General features: G+C 64.1%; 22 protein-coding genes and 2 pseudogenes. 10 read left to right on the top strand and 14 right to left on the bottom strand.

All coding sequences use genetic code 11. From position 1 onward, the window contains the following. Window positions 1-3: 3 nt before the first annotated feature. Together G6N77_RS14065 and G6N77_RS14060 are read left to right on the top strand one after the other, a co-directional pair. Window positions 4-903 carry a carbohydrate ABC transporter permease gene (locus G6N77_RS14065; protein ID WP_262454606.1) on the top strand — a complete coding sequence of 300 codons (900 nt, stop codon included), beginning with the start codon at window positions 4-6 and terminating at the stop codon, window positions 901-903. Further along, window positions 903-2,636 carry an amylo-alpha-1,6-glucosidase gene (locus tag G6N77_RS14060; protein WP_165182798.1) on the top strand — a complete coding sequence of 578 codons (1,734 nt, stop codon included), beginning with the start codon at window positions 903-905 and terminating at the stop codon, window positions 2,634-2,636. Before G6N77_RS14065 ends, G6N77_RS14060 begins: the two co-directional genes overlap by 1 nt. Before the next feature lie 128 nt (window positions 2,637-2,764). Here G6N77_RS14060 and G6N77_RS14055 read toward each other — a convergent pair whose 3' ends face one another. Both G6N77_RS14055 and G6N77_RS14050 read right to left on the bottom strand, forming a co-directional pair. Then, entirely contained in the window at window positions 2,765-3,523 is a 759-nt protein-coding gene (locus tag G6N77_RS14055) for an SDR family NAD(P)-dependent oxidoreductase (protein ID WP_165182797.1), read from the bottom strand. Further along, window positions 3,524-4,774, bottom strand: a complete 1,251-nt coding sequence (locus tag G6N77_RS14050; protein ID WP_165182796.1) for an ATP-NAD kinase family protein — start codon at window positions 4,772-4,774, stop codon at window positions 3,524-3,526. A gap of 112 nt (window positions 4,775-4,886) precedes the next feature. On the opposite strand from G6N77_RS14050, the gene G6N77_RS14045 reads away from it, so the two are divergent. Both G6N77_RS14045 and G6N77_RS14040 read left to right on the top strand, forming a co-directional pair. Further along, window positions 4,887-5,543, top strand: a complete 657-nt coding sequence (locus G6N77_RS14045) for a GntR family transcriptional regulator (RefSeq protein WP_165182795.1) — start codon at window positions 4,887-4,889, stop codon at window positions 5,541-5,543. A 315-nt stretch (window positions 5,544-5,858) separates the two neighbouring features. Continuing rightward, window positions 5,859-6,413 (top strand): annotated as a pseudogene (locus G6N77_RS14040) (dihydrofolate reductase family protein); the annotation flags it as partial. 141 nt (window positions 6,414-6,554) lie between these two features. On the opposite strand, the gene G6N77_RS14035 reads toward G6N77_RS14040, so the two are convergent. Next, on the bottom strand, window positions 6,555-7,211 hold the full coding sequence (locus G6N77_RS14035) for a TetR/AcrR family transcriptional regulator (RefSeq protein ID WP_165182793.1): 657 nt from the start codon (window positions 7,209-7,211) through the stop codon (window positions 6,555-6,557). A gap of 114 nt (window positions 7,212-7,325) precedes the next feature. On the opposite strand from G6N77_RS14035, the gene G6N77_RS14030 reads away from it, so the two are divergent. Continuing rightward, window positions 7,326-7,964, top strand: coding sequence for a hypothetical protein (locus G6N77_RS14030; protein WP_240902171.1), 639 nt, complete (start codon window positions 7,326-7,328; stop codon window positions 7,962-7,964). A 250-nt stretch (window positions 7,965-8,214) separates the two neighbouring features. Here the strand turns inward: G6N77_RS14030 and G6N77_RS14025 are convergent, their stop codons facing one another. The 4 genes and pseudogenes from G6N77_RS14025 to G6N77_RS20355 all read right to left on the bottom strand — a co-directional run. Further along, the gene (locus G6N77_RS14025) at window positions 8,215-8,883 is read right to left on the bottom strand and encodes a class I SAM-dependent methyltransferase (protein WP_165182792.1); all 669 of its coding nucleotides are present in this window, start codon (window positions 8,881-8,883) and stop codon (window positions 8,215-8,217) included. A 138-nt stretch (window positions 8,884-9,021) separates the two neighbouring features. Next, entirely contained in the window at window positions 9,022-9,495 is a 474-nt protein-coding gene (locus tag G6N77_RS19945; RefSeq protein WP_240902169.1) for an alpha/beta fold hydrolase, read from the bottom strand. A gap of 623 nt (window positions 9,496-10,118) precedes the next feature. Further along, complete coding sequence (locus tag G6N77_RS20360) at window positions 10,119-10,307, bottom strand: PhzF family phenazine biosynthesis protein (RefSeq protein ID WP_306986835.1); 189 nt, start codon at window positions 10,305-10,307, stop codon at window positions 10,119-10,121. Between the two features lie 100 nt (window positions 10,308-10,407). Next, a pseudogene (locus tag G6N77_RS20355) lies at window positions 10,408-10,806 on the bottom strand (PhzF family phenazine biosynthesis protein); the annotation flags it as partial. 133 nt (window positions 10,807-10,939) lie between these two features. Here G6N77_RS20355 and G6N77_RS14010 point away from each other — a divergent pair. Both G6N77_RS14010 and G6N77_RS14005 read left to right on the top strand, forming a co-directional pair. Then, window positions 10,940-11,455: a putative immunity protein gene (locus G6N77_RS14010; RefSeq protein WP_165182791.1), complete on the top strand. Its 516-nt coding sequence runs from the start codon at window positions 10,940-10,942 to the stop codon at window positions 11,453-11,455. Between the two features lie 151 nt (window positions 11,456-11,606). After that, window positions 11,607-12,899 (top strand): amidohydrolase family protein, encoded by a 1,293-nt coding sequence (locus G6N77_RS14005; RefSeq protein WP_165182790.1) that lies wholly within the window; start codon window positions 11,607-11,609, stop codon window positions 12,897-12,899. A 119-nt stretch (window positions 12,900-13,018) separates the two neighbouring features. Here G6N77_RS14005 and G6N77_RS14000 read toward each other — a convergent pair whose 3' ends face one another. Continuing rightward, window positions 13,019-13,855 (bottom strand): MBL fold metallo-hydrolase, encoded by an 837-nt coding sequence (locus G6N77_RS14000; protein ID WP_165182789.1) that lies wholly within the window; start codon window positions 13,853-13,855, stop codon window positions 13,019-13,021. An 844-nt stretch (window positions 13,856-14,699) separates the two neighbouring features. On the opposite strand from G6N77_RS14000, the gene G6N77_RS13995 reads away from it, so the two are divergent. Beyond that, window positions 14,700-15,227: an RDD family protein gene (locus G6N77_RS13995; RefSeq protein WP_165182788.1), complete on the top strand. Its 528-nt coding sequence runs from the start codon at window positions 14,700-14,702 to the stop codon at window positions 15,225-15,227. Window positions 15,228-15,615: 388 nt separating this feature from the next. Here the strand turns inward: G6N77_RS13995 and G6N77_RS13990 are convergent, their stop codons facing one another. From G6N77_RS13990 to G6N77_RS13980, 3 genes are all read right to left on the bottom strand, one after another. Beyond that, window positions 15,616-16,671, bottom strand: a complete 1,056-nt coding sequence (locus G6N77_RS13990; RefSeq protein ID WP_165182787.1) for a hypothetical protein — start codon at window positions 16,669-16,671, stop codon at window positions 15,616-15,618. Window positions 16,672-17,172: 501 nt separating this feature from the next. After that, window positions 17,173-17,355 carry a hypothetical protein gene (locus tag G6N77_RS13985; protein ID WP_165182786.1) on the bottom strand — a complete coding sequence of 61 codons (183 nt, stop codon included), beginning with the start codon at window positions 17,353-17,355 and terminating at the stop codon, window positions 17,173-17,175. Window positions 17,356-17,532: 177 nt separating this feature from the next. Next, window positions 17,533-18,519, bottom strand: coding sequence for an alkaline phosphatase family protein (locus G6N77_RS13980; protein WP_165182785.1), 987 nt, complete (start codon window positions 18,517-18,519; stop codon window positions 17,533-17,535). A 135-nt stretch (window positions 18,520-18,654) separates the two neighbouring features. Between G6N77_RS13980 and G6N77_RS13975 the strand changes: the two genes are divergently transcribed. Continuing rightward, complete coding sequence (locus tag G6N77_RS13975; protein WP_165182784.1) at window positions 18,655-19,326, top strand: helix-turn-helix domain-containing protein; 672 nt, start codon at window positions 18,655-18,657, stop codon at window positions 19,324-19,326. A 93-nt stretch (window positions 19,327-19,419) separates the two neighbouring features. Here G6N77_RS13975 and G6N77_RS13970 read toward each other — a convergent pair whose 3' ends face one another. From G6N77_RS13970 to G6N77_RS13960, 3 genes are all read right to left on the bottom strand, one after another. Continuing rightward, a complete protein-coding gene (locus G6N77_RS13970; RefSeq protein WP_165182783.1) occupies window positions 19,420-20,628 on the bottom strand; it encodes an AI-2E family transporter in 1,209 nt (402 codons plus the stop codon). A gap of 1,388 nt (window positions 20,629-22,016) precedes the next feature. Further along, window positions 22,017-23,015 carry an agmatinase gene (gene speB / locus G6N77_RS13965; RefSeq protein WP_165182782.1) on the bottom strand — a complete coding sequence of 333 codons (999 nt, stop codon included), beginning with the start codon at window positions 23,013-23,015 and terminating at the stop codon, window positions 22,017-22,019. Continuing rightward, complete coding sequence (locus tag G6N77_RS13960) at window positions 23,012-24,451, bottom strand: MFS transporter (protein ID WP_240902167.1); 1,440 nt, start codon at window positions 24,449-24,451, stop codon at window positions 23,012-23,014. Before G6N77_RS13960 ends, speB begins: the two co-directional genes overlap by 4 nt. A gap of 115 nt (window positions 24,452-24,566) precedes the next feature. On the opposite strand from G6N77_RS13960, the gene G6N77_RS13955 reads away from it, so the two are divergent. Further along, window positions 24,567-26,066, top strand: a complete 1,500-nt coding sequence (locus G6N77_RS13955) for a PucR family transcriptional regulator (protein WP_165182781.1) — start codon at window positions 24,567-24,569, stop codon at window positions 26,064-26,066. Window positions 26,067-26,638: the final 572 nt, after the last annotated feature.

Genomic DNA, 26,638 nt, shown 5'->3' with positions numbered 1-26,638 from the left:
CACGTGACAACCACACTGCAAAAAACACCGCAGCGCACACTCCCGGCCATGGGCCGCCGCAACCGCACGGAAGGCAGCATCAAGCTGTCCGGCCTGGCGCTGCACCTCCTCCTGGCGGTGGGCGGCTTCCTGATGGTGGCACCCTTCCTGTGGATGATGCTGACGTCCTTCAAGTCGCTGCCGCAGATCCTCAGCAACCCGCTGGGGCTGTTGCCCAACCCGTGGAACTTCAGCAACTATGCCGATGCCTGGAACGCGGCCCCGTTCGGGCTGGCGTACTGGAACAGCATCTACATCTGCGTGCTGACGGTGGCGGGCACCATTGTGACGGCCTCCATGGCGGCCTACGCCTTCGCGCGGATTGAGTTCAAGGGCAGCAAATTCCTGTTCGTGCTGTTTCTTGCCACCCAAATGGTCCCGCAGCAGGTGACGATTGTGCCCCTGTACATGATCTTCTCCAAGCTGGGCTGGGTGGACACACACCTGGCGCTCATCATCCCGGCCGTGCTGTGCAACCCCTTCGCCGTGTTCCTGGTCCGCCAGTTCATCCGCTCGCTGCCCGTGGAGCTGGAAGAGGCCGCCCGGCTGGACGGCGCCGGCCGCTGGCGGATCCTGTTCAGCATTGTCATGCCGAACATCAAGCCCGGCCTTGCCGCCCTGTCCATCGTGGTGGCGCTGGGTGCCTGGAACAACTTCTTCCTGCCCTTGATTGTGCTCAACAGTGAAAACCAGTTCACGGTGCCGCTGCTGCTCTCCCAGTTCACCGGCCAATATGGGGGCATCAACTACTCCGTAATCATGGCGGCGTCGGCCATCTCCATCGTGCCCATGCTGATCGCATTCCTGATCGGCAACCGCCGGATCCTGAACTCCATGGCCATGTCCGGCATGGGCGGCTCCTGATGCGTTCCTGGCCCGGAGCCGGCGCCTTCATCGACCTGGACTCCGTGCCGCTGACGGACAGGGGCTCGCGGCTGCTCATTTTTGCCCGCCCCGACGGCGGGCTCCGGGTCGCCGGTGCCGTCTATGAGCGCCACGCGGACCGGTGCAACCACCTGCGGCGGCTGGCCGTGCACGACTCCACCGGCAGGCTGCTGGAGGTAACCGCCGTCGGGCCCGAAGGCATCACCTTTGCCCACGGGGCGGCCTCGCTGACCTTCGCAGACGCGGACACGCTGAGCATCGGAGCGGCAGCCGACGGCGACCCGGTAACCGTGGCGCTTGAGGCGTTTGGCACCGGCCGCGACGGCGCGCCGGCCTCCGAGGTGGACGGCGCGCCGATCCGCTGGTGCAGCACGGAGGGCAGCGACACCTTCGGCGCCCCCCGCATCGTGCTGCCGGCAGGCGGCAGCGTGAGCGTCCGCATTGGCGGCCCAGTCCGCACCACGCCCGTGCGTGGCAGCCATGGGCAGTGCCTTGCGGCCGCGTCCGCCCGCTGGCAGGAATGGTTCGCCAGGCTTCCCGCCGTCCGGGACGCGGACCTGGAAATGGTCCGCTACGCCTGGTGGCTGCTGGCCAGCAACATTGTCCGCCTGGACACCCATCCGGACATTGAGGCGGTGATCCCGTCCAAGCAGGGCTACGTTGCCGCGTGGCAGTGGGATTCCTACTTCATCAGCTTCGGGCTGCGCCACGGCGACCCGCAGCTTGCCGCGGACCAGCTCCGCCTGTTTTTCGGCGAGCAGGCGCCCGACGGCGGCCTGCCGGATGTGGTGCACGACGGCGGCACGCTGGCCTGCGTGGCCGACATGCCGCCGGGGGACCTGGCCACCCTGGCCCGGATCCACGGCCCGGATTCACCCATGGTGGTCCAGGCGGACATGCCCATCACGAAGCCGCCGCTGGCCGCCTGGGCTGCCCGCGCCGTCGATGAGGTTGGCGGCGGCTCGGTGCAGGCGGAACTGCGGGAGGGGCTGGACAGGCTGCACCGCTGGTGGTTCGCCCGGCCCTCCCCGGACGGCCTGCCCGGCTACGAGCATGTCTATTCCTCAGGGCTGGATGACTCGCCGCTCTTTGACGACGGCGGCCCGGTGTTTGCGCCCGACCTCCCCAGCTACCTGGTCAGGGCGCTGGACGCCATGGCGGAGCTGGCGGACGAACGCGGCGACGCTGCGGAAGCTGCCGCGCAGCGTACCCTGGCTGATGCCACTGCCGAACGGCTGGTGGCCCGTCGCTACGATGCGGGGCGCCGCCAGTTTGTGGCGCTGACACCGTCCGGCACGCGGACCACGCTCACGCCGTTTGCGTTGATGCCGCTGCTGACAGGCAGGCTGCCCGAACCCGTGCTGGAGTCCTTGCGGCAGTCGCTGGCCGATCCGGCCGGGCTGGGGGCGCCCTGGCCACTGCCCACAGTCGCCCAGGCCGAGCCTGAGTTCAATGCCGACAGGATGTGGCGCGGACCCGTTTGGCTGAACGTGAACTGGCTGGTGGTCCAGGGGCTGCTGCGCAGCGGACTGGAAGCCGAAGCCGTGGCTCTGGCCGCGCGGACCGTCGACATGGTCCGCGAGAGCGGCGGCATCCACGAATACTGGAATCCGCAGACGGGCGCCCGCGCAGCCGGCGCCACCACCGGGTTCGGCTGGTCAGCGGCATTGTTCCTGGACCTGGCGGTGTGGCTGGCAGACAGGGACGGCTGACAGCCTGGCACGTGCGCCAAGCACTTGCGCCAAACACTTGCGCCCAGCACTCACCCGAGGCACTTACGCCAAAAAGGGGTCCGCCCCGGATCACTCCGGGGCGGGCCCCTTTTGCCTGTGTGCGGACTTTAGGCGATGCCGCCGCCGTCGACCACCAGGGCGGAGCCGGTGACGTAGGAGCTGGCGTCGCTGGCCAGCCAGACCACGGCCTCGGCGATTTCCTCCGGCGTGCCCATGCGCTTGAGGGGGCGGTCGTTGGACTCGGCCAGGAAGCTCTGCTCCTCCTGCGAGAGCTGGCGGGCCTCCTCGCGCAGCATGGGCGTGTTGGTGTCGCCCGGGTTGACCGAGTTGACGCGGATGTTGTCCGGGCCGTGGTCGATTGCGAGGGCGCGGGTCATGTTGACGACGGCAGCCTTGGAGGTGCAGTAGGACAGGGCGTCGCCGCCGCCCTTCAGGCCCCAGCCGGAGCCGGTGTTGACGATCGAACCTCCGCCGGCCGCCTGCATGAGGGGAACCACGTGCTTGCACAGCAGGAACGGCCCGCGCACGTTCACGCCCATGACGCGGTCCCAGTCCTCGACGGAAGTTTCCAGGACGTTGGCGCGGCGGATGATGCCGGCGTTGTTGAACAGCACGTTCACGCCGCCAAAGGCCTCCACCACCTGGGCCACGCCGGCCTGGACCTGGTCATTGTCGGCAACGTTGACGGCCACACCAATGGCCTTCACGCCCAAGGCGGCTGCCTCTTGCGCGACAGCCTTGGCAGCGGCCTCGTTGATGTCGAAGACGGCCACGTTGGCGCCTTCGGCCGCCATGGCCAGGACAGTGGCGCGGCCGATTCCCGAGCCGCCGCCGGTGATGATGGCATTCTTGTCCTGCAAACGCATTTAGTACTCCTTGGTTGTGGTGTTGCCTGAGGTTTCTTCCAACACCCGGCGGACCGGGTAGACCGTGTGGGTGCCAGCACCCGTGAAAACTTTCGCGTAACCGCTGAGCCGGGCATCGACGTCGTCGTTCCCGGAGTCAACCCACAGCGGACGACCGGCCAGCGAGGCGAGCTTGCCGTCCGTGGCGACAATCTGGAGGGGTAGCCGGGAGAGCATGCGTGCGGTGACCTGCTGGTTGCCGCGGCCCACCACGAAGCCCTGGCCGCCCAGGGGGGTGAGGACCACCACCGCGGGAGAGCCGTCAAACCCGGCGTCCAGCATGGCCTCCAAGGTGTGCGAGTCGGCGTCGGCGGCAAGCAGCCCGTCCCGCCGAACCACGTCGACGCCTAGCCGGGTGGTTGCCAGGCCAAGTTCGGCGCCGATGGCCTGGGTGGTTCCGCCCGGGCCCAGGATGTAGGTGCTGCGGGGGTCCATGCCACGGACAAAGGCCCGGGCCAGGGCTGCGACCGCGTTTGCGTCCGACGCCGGCGTTGCGGCCTTGCGTGCCTGGAGCCGGCTGGGGTCCACGGGCACGCTGAGGGTTCCGTACAGCGCGGGGGAGGCCAGGCCGGCCCGCAGCAGCTCCTCGTCGATGTCCACCACGTCGCGGTCGGCCACCTCCCTGGACCCTGCCGCAAGCCAGGCGGCCGCCAGCGATCCGGCGGCTGTGGGCGTGAGGGCGAATACCGCCGAGTAGATCTTGACGCCGGCCGGAATGCCCAGCACAGGGACGCTCCCGCCAACCGCGTCGAGCACGTCCCGGGCCGTCCCGTCACCGCCGGCAAAGAGGATCAGGTCCACGCCGGCCCCTGCCATCAGCCGGGCCAGCTGGCGGGTGTCGCCCGCACTGCTGGTGCCGCTGACGCCGCTGGCGGGGGTGTCGCCGTCGTTTGCTGCGCCGTCATTGGCTGAGACGTCGGTGGCTGGGCTGCCGGCTGCGTCGCCGGCCAGCACGGTGGTGGTGCACAGTCCGCGGGCTGCGTCCTCACCCAGCGCCCCCGGCCCCGTCAACAGGCGGAGGCGGCGGCCCGTGCGTTCCAGCTGTGCGGATAGCTGGGCAACGGCGCGGCGCGCCCGGGCGGGAGACGTGCATGAGTAGCCGGAACGGCGCGCAATTTCACGGATATCTGCGGCGTCGCTGCCTTTTTGCCCCGACGGGCCGCCGAGTCCGGCGATCGGATTGACGATGAGCCCTACACTAACAATGTCCATACAAGTACCCCTTCACTTCTGTATACAGTATACTGAATTGTGAGTGGAGTGGTAGATCTACCGCGTGATCACTTCGCTTCATGACTCGAGACTGCGGTGCAAGGAGGAACAAGTGTCCATTCAGCGCCAAACCCTGCGTGAACAAATTGAAACAGAAATCATGGACCGTGTTGGGGCCGGTGAGTTCCGCATGGGGGACAACATCAATGAGGTCTCCCTGTCCGAGGAGTTGGGTGTCAGCCGGACCCCGCTGCGGGAAGCCCTTATTTCCCTTTCGCAGCAGGGCGTCATCACGCGTGTTTCGGGCAAGGGGTTCCGGTGGGCGCCCATTGGGGCAAACGACTTTACCGAAGCTGTGCAGATCATTGCCGCACTGGAGGGGTTGGCCCTGCGGCTGACACCGGCGTCGGAGCTGGCCCGCATCGGTCGGGAACTGGCCGCGCAGGCGCACGAATTTACCGCGTCCGTCAGCTCCGCCGCGGACATCCATGATCATGACGATGCCTTCCATGCGCTGCTCGCCTCCGGCAGCCCGAACAAGCGCCTGGCGGAGACTGTGGCGTCGTACAAGCTGGCCCTGCGGCGTTACGAGCGCCTGTATGTGGGGAACGCCGACTTGATGGAGCGGGCGGCGGCCGAGCACGAAGCCATCGCGGAAGCGTTGCTGGCGAACGACCTGCCGGCCGCCATTGCTGCGCTTGAGGCCAACTGGCTCAACAGCGTCCCGCGCATCATCAATGCGCTGAAGGCCAAAGTCCCCGCCGTGTAGACCCGGCTGGCGACAGCAAACGGCCAGCATTCCGCTGCGGGCAGCCCGCTGCCTGACTTAGGGGCGACGTCGTTCAGCCGCGCCTGCTTCAGCCGCACCATTGCGGCCTCCGACCAGACCCAGCGTGCTCCGAGGACTTGCGGAAACGCTCGGGTGACTGTCATGTGCTTCTCGTTGGAGCCACGTCCGTGGCAACAGGGCCACAAGTCCGTCGGAAGGTCAGGCGCGAAGAACCCTTGGCGACAGCGTGGCGCGGACACTAGTCTGGGGATGATCCGGTGAAAACGCACTTGCGCATCAAGGGAGGGCATCGGGATGCGGCCACTTCGATACTCGATCAACGTCACGCTCGACGGCTGCTGCCATCACGAGGCAGGTCTCCCACCAGACGAGGAGTCGATGCGCTATTGGACCGCTGAGATGCAAAGGGCAGATGCCCTGCTGTTCGGCCGGGTGACCTACGGGATGATGGAGGGGGCGTGGCGGCAGCCGGCCACTGGCACGTGGCCTGCCTGGATGGAGGAGTGGGAGGTTCCCTTCGCCGAGGCCATCGACCGGGCAAAGAAGTACGTCGTGTCAAGCACGCTGGGCGGGGTCGATTGGAATGCCGAGCTGGTGCAGGGCGCCGTGGGCCAAGCGGTTCAGCGGCTCAAGCAGGAACCCGGCGAGGGGCTGTGGGTGGGCGGCGTGAGGCTCCCACTGACATTGGCAGGCCTGGGGCTGATTGACGAGTACGAGTTCCTCGTGCAGCCCGTCCTTGCCGGGCACGGGCCGACGTTGCTCGCAGGGCTCAGCGAACGAATCCAACTCGAGCTCGTGGATCGCCACGAGTTTAGGTCAGGAGTCGTCGCCATGCGGTACCGTCCCACGCAGGCAGCGGCGAATGTTGGGCGCGCCGCCGATGGATCCACCGTCCGCCCAGTGACCGGCAAACACCAATCGCTTTCCCAAAAACGTTCTTAGATATTCGACGGCCATAAAGCCAGTTCAATGGACACCCCTGCAACCCAATCAGCTTCTTACTGTCGCCGGGCGGGCCAGCAGCATTCCTGGAAGGACATCGCAGAGCCACGCCATGATCTGGTCGTGGCTCCAGCCGCGCTCCGTGGCGAGCAGGTTGTAGGTACTGTCGCCGTAGACAGTCATGAATGCGTCGGTCAGCTCATCGAAGGACCGGTCATCCCTGAGCGGCCCCTTGCCCGCGAGTATTTCCAAAACTTGGCCGAATCCGTCCCGGCGAAGGGCCTCATGGTGCTTGTGCGTTCGGCGAACTTCGTCGTCCGTCAGCGCAGCCGCTCTGAGTACTTCGGCGATGGCCGCCGCGCGCGCAAAAACGTCCCCGGCGCCGTGGATGAAAATCCGCAGGGCCTCCGCCGCATCGGGTTCCGCCACCATTTCCGCCCACCAGGGCTGGGCCCGCGGCGGGCGGGGATCCTCTTCACCCAGGACTGCCGCATCGATGACGGCACTGATCAGTTCGGGTTTGGTGTGGAAGACGAAGTACACGGTCTGCGAGGCCACTCCCGCGCGGGCGGCGATGCCCGCCATGGTGGCCCCGTGGAATCCCCGGGCGATGAATTCCTTGTGCGCAGCCTGGATGATCTTGCGCCTGGTGGCGTCTGCTTTCTTCCTGCGAATGCTATTGACTGGCGGTGTGTTCGGGGTCATATTTAGAGTATCTCACTAAAGCGTCACTACAGTGAAATACATAGACGGGAGCTTGTCATGAAAACTCGGAGCGAATACCCTTCCTTGGCTGGCTCCCGACGCAAAGAGCACCCTGTGACCACGCACTCAATTGGCGCCCGAAGTGCCGCGTTCATAGCGATCGGGACAACCGGTGGTATCGCCTGGGCCGCGGGGTTCCGTGGCTACATGGTGGAACTCGCAGGCCCGGAATCCACAATCAGCTGGTGGGGGACGTTCGGAGCGATCCTCGTCCCCGGAGCCATTGCGGGCGGACTGCTGGGCTGGGCGGAAGCCATCCGGCGCGCCGGCGGCCGGCGGGGATGGCGCTGGCTCACACTCGCGCCACTCGCATTTGCCATCGCGCCAATGCTGAGCCCCGGCGCCATTGGCATCCTTCTGACCCAAGGTCTCGGCGGAGGGGCGATCGCCGTCCCCCTGATGGGGATCGGCGGCGGCTACGCCCTCTCCCGACGGGGGCCGCTCTGGGCCAGGCTCGTCTGCGGCATCGTCAGCGCGGCCCTCGTCGTGGTACTCGCCCTGTCGGGATCCGGCATCGCTGGATCCAGGCTCGCTCTTACTGAACCACGCGGCGCCTGGGTTGCCGTGTTGGCGACGTCGTTCGTCGTCGTGCTTGCGCTCGCATCGTCGATCCCGCACCGGCCCACCGTCACAGCTGCGGGCCGGGCCCCATCCGGCCGGACCATCCGCCCCGAATCCGGAGCGGTCCGGTAGTCGACCCGGCCACGGGTGGTACCTTCGGCAGGGTCCGCCCTTCGATGGCGAACATCTGCACAAACAGCTTCACCGGTCCCGAATGCGGTCGGCTTCTCGACAACCCAGATGGTGCAGCGTGAGACGCGGGCAAGCCTCTGATGAAATCTGGGATGTGCACCTCCCAGATTTGGGCTCCTCCGCAGCGATGGGCGGGAAAAGCCGCCCCCATCGCTCATCCACCCGCCACCGGCCGGCGGCCGCCGTCGTGCTATGACCGCGCGACGCCGGCAATGTGGGTGTTGAACGGGAGGAACGGTGTGTGGACCCTGTAGCGGTCGATCACGACGCTCTCGAATCCGGCAGCGCGCATGGAATGCTCCAGGTCCCGTTCGCGGGAACAGCCTTCGAAGGTCCAGGCCCACGGGCGGCGAAGGATCCGCTGTGCAGCGCGGGTGGGAGTGCCTTTCCGGGCAGCGACGTGTTCGATGAAACGGAAGGTGCCACCGAGGCGCAGGATGCGCCGGACCTCTGCGAGTACGGTCGCTGGATCCTGCAGCGTGCAGAGCACGAGGGAGGAGATTACGGTGTCAACGCTGTGGTCGGGGAGACCAATCTTCTCGGCCATGCGCTCGCGCAAGTCGAGCCCGACGCCGGCCTGGCGGGCTGCTGCGCGAAGCCGCCCATGCATGTATCGGTTCGGCTCGATGGCAACGAGGGTGCCGCCGGCCGGGAGGTAGCGGAGGTTGGCCCCGACGCCGGGCCCGATCTCGACAACGGCGTGCGGAAGGCTTGCGAACACTTCTCGTTTGTGGCGCCGGAGGGTCCACTCCAGGTACGGGTCCATCAACCGAAAGAATGAAGCGTTGAACCGGCCCCGGCCGGCGTGCAGCTCAAAGTCGGTCGGTGATGGGGCGGAATCAGTTGCTTGGATGTCCATCTGACCATTGTGGACGATTACGTGAGAACTTTCAGGCGTGAAAATACCCCAGTTCACAGTTCGGTCTGGTTCCGGTGGGCAGCGTACCATGCGGCAATCTGGGCCCGCGAATGAAGGTCCAGGCGCAGGCGGATCCGTTCAACGTGGCCCTCGTCGGACCGTCGTGACGAGCGCACGGGTGTCGCCCGCGTATGGCAAATGCGAGCTTCCGGGCAGAACAACGAACTGCGCCCCCGAGATGCCGTCAGCAAGTTTGGCTGCCTGCCCGACAGGAGCGGCCCGGTCGTGGGCCCGATGCACCACCAGGGTGGGGGAGCGCACATGGGGGAGAAGGTCACTGACGTTGAGCTCATAGCTCATCGCCAAAAGTGCCCTCGCCGTGGCAGCCGTCGAGCAGGCCCGTTGGTAGCGACCGAATTGCTTTCGCATCGATGCATCTGCGTCGGGCGCGAAGATGTTGGTGAGAACGTCCGAGCCGAGCCCCCAATGCGACTCGACCAGCCCGAGGATGTGTTCCTTCGCAGTGGGCGGGGACATGTCCGCGCCCGACACCCAGCCGCCGTAGAGCACCAGCCTCCGGACGGTTTCGGGGTGCGCCGCGGCCCACGCCACCGCGACCAGTGCACCATTGACGTGCCGAGCAAGTCGAAGGGCTCCGGACCGAGATGCCCGACGACGGCGGCAAGCTGATCGAGTTCGAAGGCCATGGACGGTGGCCGGGTTGACGGTGCTGACAACCCACATCCGGCACGATCGTAGCGCACAAGTTGGCAGCCCAGCGCCAAGCTCTCGTAGAACGCCCGCTCCTCAGGCAGCTCCCAGCCCAGCTGCAGATGGCTGAGCCAGCCCGCGACGAACACCAATGGCCGGCCGACGCCGATCGAGGCGTATGCCACGCCGGTGCCGTCGGCCGTCGTCACCCGGGCGATGTCCTGCTGCACGCCTCAATTCTGCTCGCAAAACCTGGCTGTAACAAACCCCGGGGTTGCAACACCTAGGGAGCCTGCCTCAATTAATGGTTCGTCCTAAAAGTGGATGCCCGGTCAAACTTGCCGCATGATCTGCCGGCGGGACCGAAAATAGGCGCCACGTTGCTACTGGCGTCAAATATCCATTCTTCACAAGCCACCCATTGTGGCTGTTGGTGGACCAGTGGCCCAAAAACTGGGCGAGCCGGCGGTGCCCAGCCGAATCCATGGAGCGGCCTTCGGCCGAGTGGCGGGGAACTGGCCGGGTCAGGAGATCTTGGTTGCGGTGCCGCTGACGACGATGCCTCCCGTTGGTGGTATCTCAACCTTGAGCAGGCTGGGCCGGCCGATGTGCGAACCCTGGTGCACCTCCACCTCGCAGGGCGCCGTTACTGATTCGATGGCCCGCAGGTAGCCGCCGAGCGACGCGGCAGCAGACCCGGTTGCCGGGTCCACGGTCAGGGTTCCTACGGGAAACAGCTTGCGTGCCTCGAAACTCGTGGGCCAGTCCCAACAGCTTCAACAGCTCATGTTCGGCTCCGCCATCAAGCGGCGCCACCTCGGGTTTGACGCTCGTGAAGGAAGCGGTGATCCCGGTGTTGCCTGTACTGGTTTCCACCATGACCGGGCCCGCCGGGGTCTCAAATTCGAAGGCACCGGTTCCCTCACGCTCGGCGAGCACCACCGCCGTGGCGATCGTCGCATGCCCGCAGAACGGAACTTCGGCCACCGGTGAGAAGGAGCGGATGTGCAGATGGCGCGGATTCCCGGCGAGGTCCCGTTCGGTGACGAAGGCAGTTTCGGCGTAGCCGACGTCGGCCGCGATGCGTTGCATGTCCGAGTCCGCGAGCCCGGTGGCGTCCAGGACGATTCCGGTGGGATTGCCACTTGCAGGCGTGGCAGCGAAGGCGGCATAGCGCAGGACAGTTGGCGTCTTGGCACCCTGACGTTGCATGGAAAGGCCTCTCCCGTGGGGAATTGCATTATTTTTCAGACTACCGCCCTGCCCGGTGCCGACATGGAAATCTTCTGCCGTTGGAGAATCCAGGCACCACGGACAGATGGTTGGCGGGGAGTAAAGTGGCTCCATGATTCTTCCCGCAGTCCGTGACCCGCGGCTGGTGAGCGTTCAACGGGGCGGGACGCTCAGCGAACCCGACCACCGGCTTTTGGCCGTGTGGGCGGCTGATTGCGCCGAACATGTGCTGCAGTTCTTTGAGGCGGAACACGGCGAAGACGTCCGTCCGCGCGAGGCAATCGAGGCGGCGCGGGCGTGGTCCCGCGGGCAGGCGGCGATGATGGCGACCCGGGCAATGGGCGGCCATGCCATGGGCGCCGCCCGGCCCCTGCGTGGCGCTGCACGTTTTGCCGCATATGCAGCGGGCCAGGCAGCCTGCGTTGCCCACGTCCCCGAACACGACCTCGGTGCCGCCGCCTACGCCATCAAGGCGGTTCAGGCCGCGGCACCGGCGGGCCAGGAAAAGGTGCGGGGCCTTGCCGAGCGTGACTGGCAGCGCCGGCAGATCCCCGCCAGCCTTTACGTCCTGGTCCTCGAGGACCAGGCCCGCCGCAACGACATATGCTGGCTGGTGTTTAGCGACTGACACCGGGGCTTGCTCGCGGCAGCCAACAGATGTTCACTGCTGTCATTCCCGGTGGCTGAAGACCAGCTTCGTCAACTCGCAGCGGCCCCATCGTAGGATGGCACAGATCAGGCATGGGCCAGACACGGGAGGCGACGGTGAGGAATCCAGGATGGCAGCGGCAACAACGATCGTGAACGCCAGGGTATTTGACGGCACCAGGCTGCAGCGTTGGACGTCGGTCCGGATCGTTGACGGGTGGATTACCGAGTGTGCTGTTGCTTCGGCTGCCCAGGACGGCGACGAGGTGGTCGATGCCGCGGGCGGAACACTGTTCCCCGGGCTGATCGACGCCCATGTGCACATCGTTCCCGGTGCCCTGGAACAATCCCTGACCTTCGGCGTCACTACGGTCCTGGACATGTTCAGCAAACCCGGTGAGGTGGCCCGGGCGAAGGAACAGGCACGTTCACAACGCGGCGCGGCCGATGTGCTCTCCTCGGGCATCGGTGCCACCGCGCCCGGCGGGCATCCGTCCGCAATGTATGCCCCGTTCCGTACCGTGGCGGGCCCCCACCAGGCCGAGCAGTTTGTCGTCGACCGGATTGCGGAGGGCTCGGACTACCTGAAGATCATCTCCGGCGCCGGAGGCCTGTGGCCTTCGCTGGATGCGGCAACGATTGGGGCCTTGGTGGCCGCCGCGCATGCCCGCGGCCTGCTCGTCGTCGCCCACGTCAGCTCTGGCGCAGGCGTCGAGGAGGTGGTGTCTGGCGGTGTCGACGTCATCGCCCACGTCCCTGCCGATGCCGAACTGGACCAGGCCCTCGTCGCACGCCTTGCCGGCGCTGGAATCGCAGTCGGGCCGACACTGGCCACTGTTGAGAACACTCTTGGCGGATCGGGCGGCGCTGCCGTGGCTGCGGATCCGCGGCTGGCAGGCGGGCTTGGAGAGGAATGGGTCCGCCGGCTCACCGCGGAGGCCCCGAGGCTGGGCGGGCGCAGATTGCCGCCCTACTCGCGGGCCGAAGCCAATGTGCGGCTGCTGGCAGCAGCCGGTGTCACGCTGTTGGCGGGCACCGACGCACCAAACCCCGGGACAGTGTTTGGCGCCAGTCTGCACAGGGAACTGGAACTTCTGGTGCGGTCCGGCCTGGACCCGGCACAGGCCCTGGCCGCCGCCACTTCGGCACCGGCACGGGTCTTCGGCCTCAGCGACCGGGGATGTGTGGGAACCGGACTGCGTGCAGACCTGGTCCTTGTTTCCGGCGACCCTTTGCAGGACATCACGGAAACGCGTTCGATCGAGCGGATATGGCGCGGTGGCACGGCCTGTGATCGGCACTCTTTTGTTGCCAGTGCTGCCGAAACTGAGCAGCTTGAAGCCTTTGACGCCCAGATCGCCAAGGTTGTGGAGGCCGTGCGCCAGCGCAGGACGGCCGCCCAGAGGCGCCCGGAGCGGGCCTAGTCTTCGACGGTGCCGGGCGTCGCCTGCCAAGCCCGGAAGCCGCCGTCGTGCCTGGCCATGGATGCGCCGAAGGCGCCTGGGCCCAACATAAGGCACCGGGTGCGACGGCGTCCGGTGCCTCAGCGGGGATCCTGCGGGGCTGCGCCAAGCTCGGAAAATCCCTGCTCGAAGGCGGAGCGCAGCATCCAATCCGTCCAGGGAAGGGCTGCGGCGTGCACCGCCTCGTCCACGGTGCGCCCCGCGGCATGGGAGCTGCGAATGGAATCGGCCACTCGTTGCAGGGTGGACGCCTGTTGGACAACAAAGTCCCGACCCACGATCCGGCCGTGGCCAGGGACAATGACGTCACGGGGCTGGATCTGCATCAGGAGCTCGACGACGGCGCCCGGCCAGCCAAGCGGCCGGCTTCCGGACCCAAACATGGGCGGTCCGGATTCCTCCACCACGTCACCGAGCATCCACACCCGCGAATCCGGCACGACGACGGCAAGGTCCGTGTCGGTGTGTCCCGGTGAAACCGGGATGCAGACGATGTCGCGGCCGCTGTGGGTGAGCGTCGTCGGCCGGTGGATGGAAGCGGTGGGCGGCGCCAGCACGACGTCGTCCCAGTGTTTGTCGGGTTCGCGGGCCGGATCCGCCTGCCACGCTGCCAGGCGCGGGGCCTCGAAGGCGTCGTAGTGGGCGGGAATCTTGTGGTGTCCGTAGATGGGGACTCCGAGCCCGGCGAAGACTGAATTGCCGAAGCTGTGGTCGTAGTGCGCATGCGTGTTGATGGCCGCAACGATGGGCTTCCTGAACTGATGCGCGACGTCGTCGACGATTTCCTGCGCCTCCGCACCCGAACCGCGGGTGTCGACTATGGTCACCCCCTGCGGCCCGACGACGGCCCCAACGTTGATGTCGCCAGCCTCATACCGCTTCACAAAGACGCCGGTTCCCAGTTCTGTCCACGTCATATTCTTGATACTACTTGCGCCTGGTTGGCCTGGCTTCCCTCGGCGTCTGATGCAAGCTGACTGTTTTCAACTCCGTCCAACGGTATCGGAGTCGATCGCGGACGCGCGGAACTCATTGCCAGACACGGGTGACTGGAACTGCCCGCTGACGGATCGGCTAATGTCGTTGAGCGGAATGGGCGGCGGAAGTACCATCGCGGTATGAACTTTCCCGGGGGCGTCCTGCGTCTGACTGTACGAATGTTTCCGGACCATGCAGGCACCGCATTGTGGTTTCGTGGCCCTGTCAACTACAACCTCACCGGCCTGACATCCGGGCTGGTTCTCGATCTGGTTTGCTGGGAACAGTCATACTATGACGCCCTGACCCCGGACTTCGACTGGAAATCAAAGGATCTAGCCCGCCGGTTCCGTGGAAGGTAACCGCCTGCAACATTCAGGAAGCTTCAGCGTTCGATGCCCTGGCCGCAGCCGGAAAAGCAGGGGAGCAAGAAATTTCTCGTGCCTGGCGCGAGTGTGGATGCTCGGCGACGTGGTGGAGGAATCCGGACCGCCTATGGATCAAGGGCGGCATGTCCTGCGGTCGTTTTAAAGGGTCGTTCTGAAGGGCCAGTCTGCGGAGTCAAAAAGGGTTGGCCGGGATGCGCATCAGTTTGTGTCGAGAACCGTGCCGTTTGGTGCCTGCTCATTGAACGTGTCAGTGGACGGGTCAAGCCTGCCGGCGATCCGCGAGCTGCCAAGACATAAGTGCAGGCCAGCACTTGGTTCGTCCAGTGGTGGACCGCGTTACGGGGCGGAGCGTCTTACGGGCGGGCCGGTGCGAATGGCGGATAGACTCGCTGTCGTGAATCGACACCCGTGGAGTCGTCTGGCAGCCTGGCTCGTTGACTGGTTGCTCGTTCTGGGGTGGGTGGCGGTTACTGCCGCTGCGGGGCTGCCTTTGTTCCTTGGCGGTTATGTTGGCTGGCTGTCGGATTTGGCGCTGAATGTCATTGCAACTCTCGTCGTCGTGGTCCCAGTGACCGTTGGAATGGCTGTTCTGGAATCGAGTGCTCGGGAAGCGTCCATTGGGAAGCGCGCTCGTCGGCTCGTCGTCGTCACCGTAGGGACCTCCCGCCGTATTTCCAGGTCACGTGCGCTCGTTCGCAACGTCCTGAAGATAGCCTTGCCGTGGACGGTTGGCCATGCGGCGGTGTTTGAGATCACCGCAACGAGCACGACTGGCGCTGTCCCTGTCTCTACATGGATTGTGACTGCATGTGCGTACATCCTGCCGATCGTTTATGTGGTTTCACTTTTCATCGGCTCGGGTCGGACGCCTTATGACCGGATCTCAGGCACTACAGTTGTTGTCCGAACATCCGTTACATGAATTGAAGAAGCCGTTCATCTGCGGTTCCCTTCCCCTTCCGCGGTGGCCACCGCCGGAAGTCTTACACTGCCGGACCGCGATTCAGTATTCCATTCAGGGACCGAACCGCCCGGCAGACGTTCCCCATTCGGGCCGCCTTCAGCTTCTGGACGAAGGGTGTTCAGTGGGCCCGGTCATCTGTTCAGCTGACCTGGCAAGCTTGCAGCACCCGCGCCGTTAGGTTCAACACGCGTGTTCCGTACCTCGCAACGAAGATAGCGTGTTGCGGAGATCCCGGTACCTGACAAGCGTGCATGCGTCTCGGCTGGGTCCATTCTTCGAGGCTCCACTCACTGGTGCAACGCCCAGGGCACGCAGGGCTCGCACGACCGTGGAAGGTGGGCAAGCCTTAGCCTCGGATTGCTGCCGCCACCGCAGATGGCAGTGCCCGCAGCTGTTCGGCCGTAAAGTCTCGGGCGGGGATGTTCGGCCGCTTCCTGAAGTCGGTCTGCCGGACCAGGCCGACGGGGATCGGGATTCCGGGGATCGCCTCCACCCCTTGCGCGAGGGCTTCCTGCACTTCGGGCTGCCCGCGAAAATCGGGGAACCTCACCTCGACCTTCGCCTCCTTCGAGGAAGCGGATGTATAGAGGGCCACGGGCCACTTCACGCCGCGAGGCGAGCCGATCGAGCAGTTCAGGGATGGGGTTTGTGCTTTGCCGCCGACTATCTGGAACCCGGTGGCGCGCAGGGCGCCTAAAAACTCGAGGATCAGCGGGGTCGCCGTCGGGTCGTTGGCTTCGCACCAGGCCAGGAAGTCTTCCTCCCGCCAGGCCGGCTCGTTCGCGGCGTGCACTGCGGCCTTCGCCTCGACGAGATCGGAACCGTATGCGGTGGGGATGAGGATCTCGACGTCCCCATCCTGGGCATGTGTGAATTCGACGACGATTACCCCGGTTGCGGGGACGGTTACGGCGTTGAGGAACTCAACGATCCGCTTGACGTCGTCGTTCAGATCGTCGACGGCGAGGACAAGATTGAACCGGCCGGATGCGAGGTTCTCTTTCACCGCAGTCCTAATTCGGCCGTCCTGATCGTCCAGTTCCTCGAACGGGGAGCCCCGGCCTCCGTCCGTGCGCCGCCACACCCGCTCGAACTCGTTCACGTCCATGCGCCACAATCTGGATGCGTAGTCGAGGATTTGCCCGATCACCTCGCGGCGAACCTGCGGGTTCGCGGCCAGCTTGCACTCCACAAGGGTCAGCTTCCCTTGGACGTCCAGGATGACGATGTCAGCCCGATCGGGACCGGACTGGAATTCGCGGCAGGCCACTGCCTGCTCGGAGACGCCGGGCACCAAATTTGGGTGGGCGTGCAGGATCTGCTGTAGGGTGCTTTCGTTTTCGTAGCCCATGCCGGCGGGCTCACGCCATCCGCTCTCCGCGTCTCGGATCAGAATGCCCATATCATGGCCTCGATTCCCTTGAGGGAAGAATACCAATGATCGTCGGCGCCATGTGGCGGACTTCTATGAGCGATTTCCTTCGGTCGCAGTCTTTCGGTGTCCGGTGATGGTTCCTTCATTGGAGATGAGTTGGGAGTCTGGCAAGCGGGATGGCGATCGCGGGAGCTGGAGGATCGCGTCTGCCGTGCCGGGACGCTGGCAGTCTCGATGGAAGTTCCGGGGAAACCGATGGTCTCAGTGACGAAGTCCGTGGCATGCCGTGCATTGCCGAAGTTCTTGGTTCAAAAGGGGAGTTCCCTGTGTGGCCACCATGACGGCGTCGTGGATTCGACGGTGACGATGGCAATATCAGGTCCACCGATGCACCGGCCCTGGTTGTCGTGGCGGCCCATGTCCTGTCGCGATTCAGTCACTCTATTGATTCGACGTACCGTGGTGCCTCATGTCAAGATGCTCGCCAAATGGTTCCTGCGTGCCTCATCTATTGTGCTCGCGTAAGTCTCATGCTGCGTGGGGTGATTGGGAGTTGGTCTTGGCGGCGGCCACGTGGATGAGGTGTTGCTGGATCTCGTTGATCCTGTTCGTCAGCCCGGCCAGGTTGAGTATTTCGTAGAGCTCGTCCATGTGCAGGCGTTGGGGTTCGAGCAGGATCCCGGTGTCCTTGATTTGCCGTTGGCCACCCATCCGAGACGCCGAGCAGCGGTGCGCGGTGAAGTACGTGGTGTTAGTCGGGTTCTTTTTGGATGGGGGCCAGAAAGAGCTGTTCGTCATTGAAGGTCACCGCGTCATCCTGCCTCACCCTTGCACATTTTGGGGATCCATGCCGGGTTCGCATGATCCTGTTCTGGCGCCGGCAAACCGTTATTTGAGCATGTCGGTCATGGTGGGCGCGTTTTTGTCGTTGTTGGTTAGTGGTGCCAGTCCCCACAGGTTTTCGATGGTGTGCAGCAGGGAGTAGTGGTTGTAGGCCTGGGATGATTTGTAGCGGGGGCGGGCTGCGGGGCCGGCGAAGATTGTTGAGATGGTGTTGTTGTCGCCTTCGCCTTCGTCCCAGGTGATCACGAGGAGGGAGTTCTGTGTGGTGAAGGCGGGTGAGGCCAGGATTTCGGGCACAAGGTGGGAGAGCCAGGCGTCGCCTGTCGCCACTGGGCAGTCGTGCATGTCGTTGCAGATGTTGGGACTGATGAAGACATAGTTGGGCAGGGTTGTAGGGGTTTTCAGGTCTTGGCTGAGCTGTGCCAGGGGAACGTCGTGGGCTGCGCATGAGGTGTGGTTGTTGGTGATGGCGGGGTAGTACATGAACGGGTTGTGTCTGACGGCGTAAGGGGCGGAGTCCTCCGGCGTGCAGGGGGCGGGCATGCTCTCGGCATACATTTTCCAGGTTCGTCCGGATTTCTCGATTGAGTCGGCGATGTTCGCTACGTGTGCCGTGCAGGCGCCGCCGGGGGAACAGTCGTCGGTGATGCCGGCGGTGGTGCCGCTGGTCAGGGCGATGTAGTTGGGCAGGCTCGGGTGGGTGATGGCCTGGTAGTTGGTGGCCAGGGCGTTTTCGGTGGCGAGCTTGTTGATGTACGGGGCGGCAGGATTGCTCAGGATGGTTGAGGCGGGCTTGTTCTCCTCGACGATGATGACGACATGGTCGATCCCCGGACGTGTTCGTCCGGCGGCGGACGGACTGCCCGCCGGACTGCCCGCAGGGCTGTCGGCCGGACTGCCGGCCGGGCTGCTTGAGGCGGGGGACGGGGACGGTGGCGGGTGGGTGGCAACCGGGTCCGGGGATGCGCATCCTGCCATGATCAGCGCGAGCACGGCGATTCCGATGACGAACGCTGCAAGAGATCTGGACATCCGGCTCATTATTTGATGGTAGTCGGAGCGGCCCCTCCCGGCCATGGCGGTGTCTTCGCTGCAAGTGTCCAGGAGCGGTAGCATGCCGAGCTGGAGGATATTGAACTGGTCGACGCAGATTTGCAACACCAGTATTTGACGCAGTTGCTCGCCCCTGTCGACCCCTCAAAGTCGGTGCTTCAACGCATCGCGGGGGCCTTGAAGGTCGACATGTCGGCCGATTTCCTTGTGGCGGTCTGCAGTCGAGACGACAGTTTGCCGGTAAAGCGACGTTTTGCCTTGAAATCGCGAAAGAACGACAAGGTTTTCACATACGACCAGGGGCACCACACGCGGGTCATCAAGTGGCGTCGACAGGGGGTGGCGCCCGAGCTGGAATTTGATGACGTGTCGCTGTTTGAGGGAGCGGCAGCGGCCGTGGCACTCCTGTCGGCAGGCTCTGCCAACGTCCGCCCCGCAGTTCTCGCCGCACGGGAGATCATGAGTGATCTCCCGATGGGGTGCACGGGGATCTTCACTCTCGGCGACCGGTGGCAGTCCATTGTCCGCCACCGGATGGCACAGCTCGGGTGTGACCCGGGCCAGTTGGTCCATCCGCTTCTGCGACGGTGCACGGACGCCGAGAGGGAACGGTTGCTGGAGATGGCCGTCGTATACCTGCGCACGGGAAGTCTGGTCAATGCCGCCGTCGAACTGCATTGCCACAGGAACACCATTGTCAATCGCCTGGAGTCTTTTCAGCGACACACTGGGTTGGACTTGCGGCCGCCCGCCGATGCATCAGTCGTGCTCCTCGCGCTCCGGTAATGCCAGGTACGGCACTGGTGCCATCCTGCGCGCAGGTGGGTTTTCTGGGAAACAGGTGTTTTCACTGCGTCCTCCCATCCGTCCATGAGGGGACTATTCCTGCGCCTTGCCGGCAGGGGGGCCAGTGGCCCCGGGAGGCTCGACGGCAGCAGCGGGCGTGTCAGGCGGCGTTGTCGCGAGGGCGTCCCGCCCGGTCCAGACTTTGATGATCGACCAGCCGACGGCGGTGAGCGGTACGGCCAGCAGTGCTCCGACCAGCCCCGCCAGGGTGGTTCCGGCGGCGAGGGCGAGGAGGATGGCAAGGCCGTGGATGCGCAGGACCTTGCCCATGAGCAGGGGCTGGAGGACGTGGTGTTCGAGCTGGTTGGCGCCGACAAGGACGATGAGCACCACCAGGGCCGGGACCGGGCCGTTGAAGATCAGTGCGACGACCACGGCCAGGGTACCGGCGGTGGTGGCGCCTATGATCGGAATGAATCCGCCGATGAATACGAACACGGCCAGCGGCAGCGCCAGGGGCACGCGCATGATGGCCAGGGCCAGGCCGATGATGAGCGCGTCTGTCAATGCCACCAAGGCGGTGCCGCGTACGTATCCGCCCAGCACGACGGCGCCGTGATCGGCCGCGACGTGGGCCTTCGTGCGTTGGGTTGCGGGGAGGAAATCGAACAGGAAGTTGCGGATCCTATCCCCGTCCTTGAGGAGGAAGAACAAGATGACGGCCATCAAGATCGCCCCGACGGCTACCTCGGAGGCCACGCGGAGCCCGGTCAGGGCTTCGTTTCCGAAGGTGGCGCTGAGGATGAATTTTTGTATGGCGTCTCGGGTGGAACTGATTTGGGCGTCGGTGATGGGGTAGGGGCCTTGGACGAGCAGCCCGTGGAGTCGGTCGATGCCGATGTCGGCCTGGGCGGCCAGGTCTTTTGACTGGGAACGGATGAGAAAGACAATGCCGGTGATCACGCCGCCGAAGACCGCCAGGATCGCCACGAATGATGTCAGCACCGCCACGGCCCGGGGCCAGCGGTGTCTGCTCAGCCAATGGACCAAGGGGCTGATCGCCGCGGCAAGGATCATTGAAAGCAGGATTGGGGTGAGGACAAGGGGGACCCGTGTGAGGGCCCAGATGACGCCCGCGACAAGGGCAAGGACCAACAACGCCTGGGCTGATCGGATCGCGGACCGGCCCAGTGCGTCGCCCCAGATCGCGGGCAGTCCTTGTGCGTATCTCCCGCCACGGGCAGCCACCGGGGTTACCGGGGGCAGGGGTTCTGCGGACTCGCCGGATTGAGTTTGCGCCATGGAGGCAATTCTCGCACCGTCGAGGGTCGGATAGTTGCTCCGTTGCCCTGTTGCGCGGCGGGAAGGTCCGTGTACGAGGCCCCGTCCAGCTCGACACCGACGGCGCCGGGGTTTTCCTCCAGGTGCGTGAGCGAACCTGTGCCGGGAACGCACACCATGACCGGTGCGCGGCGCGGCAGCCACGCCAGGGCAAGATGCGGCGTCGTTGCTCCGGGCGCCGGGGCGCTCCATGAAGGATTCCGCCATGGCGGCCGGGCTCGACGGCGGGCACGGGTGCCAGGGGATAAGTCCAATTCCCGTCCGGCGGCACATTCGGGTACATCCCCGGACGAGGAATCCGCGACGTTGCGGCGGCTCTGCCCGGTCGAGATGGTAGCGAATTTCCCGGCCGCCTTGCTGCCCTCCACGCTGACCAGTTAATGTTCCCGTTGGGGCAAGAGCAGGGAGCCGGGCTGACCGGAAGAAGGCCGGGCTGGAATGGGCATGCCGTCGCCGTTCGGTTTGCCGGTGGTTCACGGCAAGATGGCCGAATTACGAGGGCTCAAGGTTCGAAGCAGCATCGCTGGGTTTCTGTCCTGCGGGCACGTTCTTGCCCATCGAAGTATCTATTACCGGCGTGATTAGGACGATCCAAGGGTCAATTTATGCCAGTTACGCCTCCGGGCAGCCCGAGCTCCAGGAAACCTCGGAATCTGGCCACTTTTTGGGCCCAGCTGTCCAGAAAGATGAGGTGGCGGTCTTCAAATAGATGAGCGCAAGTCTGAGAAAAATTTACTGAATAAGATGAGTAAAAGATGGGTTGCGGCAATTTTAAGCCCTTGCCGTCGCTGGCCTTGGGAACTTAACCGCAGGTCAAGGCCACATTGGTGCCCCGGGCCGGACTCGAACCGGCGGCCAAGAGAATCTCACGATCTGGATTTTGAAGGGTGCGGTTGACTGTCAAAGTCCGCGTGTTTCAGGCATTTTTGTCTGCTTCGTCAGCCTTTGGCATGCCGTGGCATGCGGGGCTTTTTGTTTGAATGAGGTGAGTAAAAGATGAGTGGCCCCTCTGGAGCCTATGACGCTATCGGGGGTTGACCGCGAAATCTGTGGAAACTAGGTCCTGGGCGGTCCGATTTCGGGCAGTGCTGGCTGCTGTCCACGCCTATTATTTTACGACTGATACCTGGGCACTGGCTTGCCGTTAGCTGTTTGTGGTGATAGCGCAGATCAAGCCACGGCGGGCTGACTGTGAACGCTGAAAGACAGGGGTTTTCGCTGTCAGGAAAGATGCAGTTGGTTTGAGTGACGTTGGACGAAAGGCTCTCCAACTCTTCGGGGTGGAACCCACAACTCATTCGCGGCTGTGGGCCCGCGTTCGGTCTGCGGGCCCACAGTGCGGTTCGTGATTAGACGGCTGACCTTTCCAGGTCGCGTTCCCCGGCGAAGGAGGCGCCCTTACTGCGGTTAACCATGAGGCCCAGCAGGTCGAAAACGACTGTTGCCGCGGCGATGGAGGTTATGTCTGCGTGGTCGTAGGCGGGGGCAACTTCGACGACATCGGCGCCGACGATATTGATGCCGTTCAGTCCTCGCAGTAGGGCGAGCAGTTCGCGTGAATGCAGGCCGCCCATTTCGGGTGTACCGGTTCCGGGTGCATAGGACGGGTCGAGGACGTCGATGTCGATGGAGACGTAGACGGGCGTGTTGCCGAGTCGTTCCGTGACCTGCTGGATGGCGGCGGGCACGCCGGTCACGTCCAGGTCGGAGCAGCGGATGATCTGGAACCCGAATTCGTGGTCCCGCAGGAAGTCGGCCCGGTCGTAGACGGGGCCGCGGATCCCGATGTGCATCGAGCTGTCCTCCACGAGGAGCCCTTCCTCGAATGCTCGGCGGAAGATGGTTCCGTGGGTGACGGGCTGGTCGAAGTACGTGTCCCACGTATCCAGGTGTGCGTCGAAATGCAGCAAGGCGACTGGCCCGTGGACCGCGGTGAGTGCCCGAAGCATGGGAAGGGCAATCGTGTGGTCACCGCCGATCGCGATGACCCGCTTGTCCGTTGCCATGAGGGGCAGGGCCTGCTCTTCAATTTCCTTCACTGCTTGGGCAATATCGTATGGCGTGCATGCAAGGTCGCCGGCATCTACAACTTGTGCTTCGTTGACGGGCTCGACGTCGAGCTCCACATGGTAGCCGGGACGCAGCAGCCTGGACGCTTCACGGACGGCGGCCGGACCGAAACGGGCGCCGGGGCGGTAGGAGGTGCCGCCGTCGAACGGGACGCCTACGATGGCGATGTCGTAATCGGGGACCTGGTCGATCTGCGGAAGCTTGGCAAAAGTGGCCAGTCCGGCGTAGCGGGGGACTTTGGTTGTGTCGACGGGGCCGACGGGCTTGTGCGAGGTCATGGGAGGGATCCTTCGGTTACTTTGATTTCTGTCGGTGAGGCAGTGTTGTTTTTGGTGGTGAGTTCGTGAAGTGTCTTGTTGGCTGTCTCCGGTGCGAGGATGAGTGTTGCCACCAGGCCGACCAGGGTAATGCCGGCACCTATGAGCAGGGAACCTGCGGCGCCAAAGCTGATGATGGCGGCCGGCATGAGGTAGGTGCTGGCAGCTGATCCCACCCGGCTGATGGCGGTGCCAAAACCAACGGCTGTGGCACGGATTTCGGTGGGGAACAGCTCATTGGGATAGACGACTTCGAGGAAGCTGGAGGCTCCCGATGCCAGGGCGAAAATGGCCAAGGCAATGAACAGGGGCGTGGCCTGCACATCGTGGATAAAGGCCGGGATCGCCAGAGCTACAACGATGACGGCGAAGCTCCACAGCAGCAGTTTGCGTCGGCCGATCCTTTCGACCAGCCACAGGCCGGGGATGCCTCCGATGACAAACAGCATTGAGATCAGCAGCGACCCGCCGTAGAGGTTCGCGTCTCCCGATAGGCCGAAGGAGGAGAGCAGATCCGGGGCGAAAGTGTAGACGGCGAACAGCGGAATGACTTGGGCGGTCCAAAAGATGGAGACGAACAGTGTCCGCTTCCAAAGGCGGCCCTTGAAGATGTCGGTAAATTTTGCCCGGCTGGTGTTGGCATCGACATCGGAAGAGATGTCACTTAGGTCGTATTGGTGCCCGTAGACCTGCTTGATCACGGCCCGGGCTTCATCTTTGCGGCCTCGGGACAGCAGCCACCGGGGTGATTCCGGTGTACCGAGCCGGCACAACAGCGTGATGATTGCGAATACTGCTGGACTTGCAACCATGACTCGCCAGGCATCGGGCCCGAAGCTGCGTAGCAGATAGCCAACGGCGAACGCGCTGGCGGCACCTACCGCCCAGACCACGAAGGTGGCACCGAGCAGTCGCCCGCGGTATTTCTTGGGCAGGAATTCGGCCAGCAGTGATGTGGCGATCGGGTAGTCGGCGCCGATGGCCATGCCGAGCAGGAACCGGCACAGGACCACCTGCCACACTTCGTTCGCGAAGCCGTTCAGGAGGGAGAAGACGGCAAGCGCTATGAGGTCCGCGATATACATTTTGTGGCGGCCGATCTTATCGGTGAGCCACCCGAAGATGGCACCGCCAAAGAAGATGCCCACCAAGCTTGCTGCGCCAATCATCCCGATTTCACCCGTGGACAGCTTCAATCCCGGCGTCATGGTGATCAGCGCGATGCCAATGATTGACAGTGCGTAGCCGTCGATGAATGGCCCGCCCGAGGAGAAAACGGTCAACTTCTTGTGAAACCAGGTTAACGGGGCGTCATCAATGAGATTGCTCGTTGCACTCATTGCAAACCCTCTTTCGTGAATGCTCATCACTGAGCGGGATAATTGTTCCTCCATCATTCGTGATTGGCGTCACGAAACATATCTGCACATTGACTACAATAGCCAGAGTCGCTTATACATTTGTCTAAGTCCTGCTCGGGGAACTACCGGGCGACTATTTAGGAAGGCCTCCGTGGGAGTTACTGTCGCCGAACTGCTGGGCGAGCCTCAACTTGGGCTCTCCTTGTTGGCCGGTTCTGCCGGTTTGGGGAACCAAATTACTTGGGCTCACACTTCCGACCTTCCACGACTGTGGGAATGGGTTACCGGCGGCGAGCTGATGATGACCAATGGGCTCTCGCTGCCCAGCGACTCTGCGGGCCAGGTGGCTTTTGCGGAGGCATTGGTTCAGGCGGGGGCAAGTGCGCTGGCCATTGGTGAGAAGATGCATGCGCCCGAGTTCCAGCCAGAATTCGTCGCTGCCTGCAACAGCCTCCCCTTGCCGCTTCTCAGCGTTCCGTACCCTTTGCCATTCATTGCCATAGCCCGCTCTGTGGCCGAAGCATCCCTGCTGGAGGAGTCACGCAGATTGCGCCAGACGGCCCGCATCTACGACTTGGTCCGGCAGGTGGGGACTACCGGAAATGGGTGGAATGCGCTCCGGACCAGAATGGCAGGCGAATTGGACGCGCAGCTCTTTGTGCTCGATAAACGCTGTTTGCATCCGTGGCATCCACACGGTGAGGCGATCCCGCATGAGCTGGCCGAGGCGCTGATCCCGCTGCTCGGGCAGGCCGCCGAGGTCGTCAAACATTTCCAGTGGCACCACTTGGGCGGGGACCGGCATTTGCTGATGATGGACATCCCCACGCATGCAAATGCGCTCCTGGTTGTTTTGCCTAATTCGGCGCTGCACCCCGACGCCGTGGTGCTCCTGCACGCCGCAACGGTGCTGGGGCTTGAACTGTCGGGGACCGTCCTGGAACTGGAGAACCAATACAGGCTGGGATCAGAATTCTTCTTGCGGGCCATCGACGGGCACCACGGTACCGCGGACATGGAAAGCCGGTTGTCGGGTTTTGGTTTGCCGGCGAACGACTTTATCATCGCAACGATGTCCAGCCCGGATGAGCAAGGCCTTGACAACATCCATGCGAATTTGTGGCGGCACGGCTATGCATCCGCATGCTTGCGCCGTGCCAATAGGCTTCATGTCGCTATTTCCGCCGGGTGCCCGCAGGATCTGCTGCGCCACGCCGTCGGACCGGGGGTCAGGATAGGGCTCAGCCGGCCTGCGACGGCGTCCGGATTTCAAAGTGCCTTGCAGGAGTCGATGTGGGCTCTGGGCACGGCAGCCAGCTCGGGGGAGTCGCTGGTGCGCTATGCCCAGGGGCCGTCCTGGCTGGGATTGACCAGTTTCGTCGAAGGCCAGGCACTGGTTCAGCACGTGCTCGGGCCCGTTATTGAATATGAGAGGGGACGCAAACCAGACCTTATTCTCACATTGGGAACATACCTCGACAACCAGCGCTCCTGGCAAAAGACCGCCGCTGCCCTCTTCGTCCATCGACAAACCATCATTTACCGCATCCGAAAAATTAGTGAGCTGACTGGTCTTGATCTGACCGAAACCTCGGGGCTGGCCCAAGCCTGGATCGCCCTGCAGATCCACCAAGCAATGGATGCCGGGTAGTGAGATGATGACTGACAAATATACGCAAACCTCGGCCCTGGCAAAAACGTCCGGGAGGACTCCGCCACAGCCACTGATACGTCACCAGCGCGGAGACTGGGGCCCTGGATAGTGACTGGTGGCTTCATGAAGGCCCTGCAGCACTGGAGCTTCCTGCCGATGTGCGGGCATACCTGGGGTCCAAGCCGCGCTGGCCAGTCACGTCCAGGATGCTCAGTGATCCGGTACGCGCGGTGGCTTGGTCCGAGATCGCTTCGACCATCCTCCTCGGTTCCGCTGACACGCTTATTGGTCCGGAGGAACGCGCATGGGGGCGGGAGGCCGTTGCAGATGTCCGGGACATAGACAGAGATCACTTCATTTTGTATAGCCTCCACGAGGAACTTGCGGCCGTAACCCTTGAAGGGACTTCGTTACTCGAACCTTATTTGCCGTGCCCAGCGCGCCGCTGCGTGGCGGTGTCGCGCACCTGTGGAGCGTGGCTGCTTCTGCCCGTCCGTCGATGGGCCTGGCGGGGCGGGTGTATGGGATAGTGGTGCCGTGTTAATCGCCGATTTTGTCGAGCAGTTGTT

Origin of the sequence: Arthrobacter silviterrae (genome assembly GCF_011045165.1) — a bacterium.
Classification (GTDB): Bacteria; Actinomycetota; Actinomycetes; order Actinomycetales; family Micrococcaceae; genus Specibacter; species Specibacter silviterrae.
This window is presented reverse-complemented; position numbering and strand designations above follow the sequence as displayed.

Excerpts from the sequence above, each read along its gene's own strand:
- G6N77_RS14060 (WP_165182798.1), top strand. The coding sequence starts at position 903 with ATGCGTTCCTGGCCCGGAGCCGGCGCCTTCATCGACCTGGACTCCGTG.
- G6N77_RS14055 (WP_165182797.1), bottom strand. The coding sequence starts at position 3,523 with ATGCGTTTGCAGGACAAGAATGCCATCATCACCGGCGGCGGCTCGGGA.
- G6N77_RS14050 (WP_165182796.1), bottom strand. The coding sequence starts at position 4,774 with ATGGACATTGTTAGTGTAGGGCTCATCGTCAATCCGATCGCCGGACTC.
- G6N77_RS14035 (WP_165182793.1), bottom strand. The coding sequence starts at position 7,211 with ATGACCCCGAACACACCGCCAGTCAATAGCATTCGCAGGAAGAAAGCA.
- G6N77_RS14025 (WP_165182792.1), bottom strand. The coding sequence starts at position 8,883 with ATGGACATCCAAGCAACTGATTCCGCCCCATCACCGACCGACTTTGAG.
- G6N77_RS14010 (WP_165182791.1), top strand. The coding sequence starts at position 10,940 with ATGATTCTTCCCGCAGTCCGTGACCCGCGGCTGGTGAGCGTTCAACGG.
- G6N77_RS14005 (WP_165182790.1), top strand. The coding sequence starts at position 11,607 with ATGGCAGCGGCAACAACGATCGTGAACGCCAGGGTATTTGACGGCACC.
- G6N77_RS14000 (WP_165182789.1), bottom strand. The coding sequence starts at position 13,855 with ATGACGTGGACAGAACTGGGAACCGGCGTCTTTGTGAAGCGGTATGAG.
- G6N77_RS13990 (WP_165182787.1), bottom strand. The coding sequence starts at position 16,671 with ATGGGCATTCTGATCCGAGACGCGGAGAGCGGATGGCGTGAGCCCGCC.
- G6N77_RS13985 (WP_165182786.1), bottom strand. The coding sequence starts at position 17,355 with ATGGGTGGCCAACGGCAAATCAAGGACACCGGGATCCTGCTCGAACCC.
- G6N77_RS13980 (WP_165182785.1), bottom strand. The coding sequence starts at position 18,519 with ATGTCCAGATCTCTTGCAGCGTTCGTCATCGGAATCGCCGTGCTCGCG.
- G6N77_RS13970 (WP_165182783.1), bottom strand. The coding sequence starts at position 20,628 with ATGGCGCAAACTCAATCCGGCGAGTCCGCAGAACCCCTGCCCCCGGTA.
- speB (WP_165182782.1), bottom strand. The coding sequence starts at position 23,015 with ATGACCTCGCACAAGCCCGTCGGCCCCGTCGACACAACCAAAGTCCCC.
- G6N77_RS13960 (WP_240902167.1), bottom strand. The coding sequence starts at position 24,451 with ATGATGGAGGAACAATTATCCCGCTCAGTGATGAGCATTCACGAAAGA.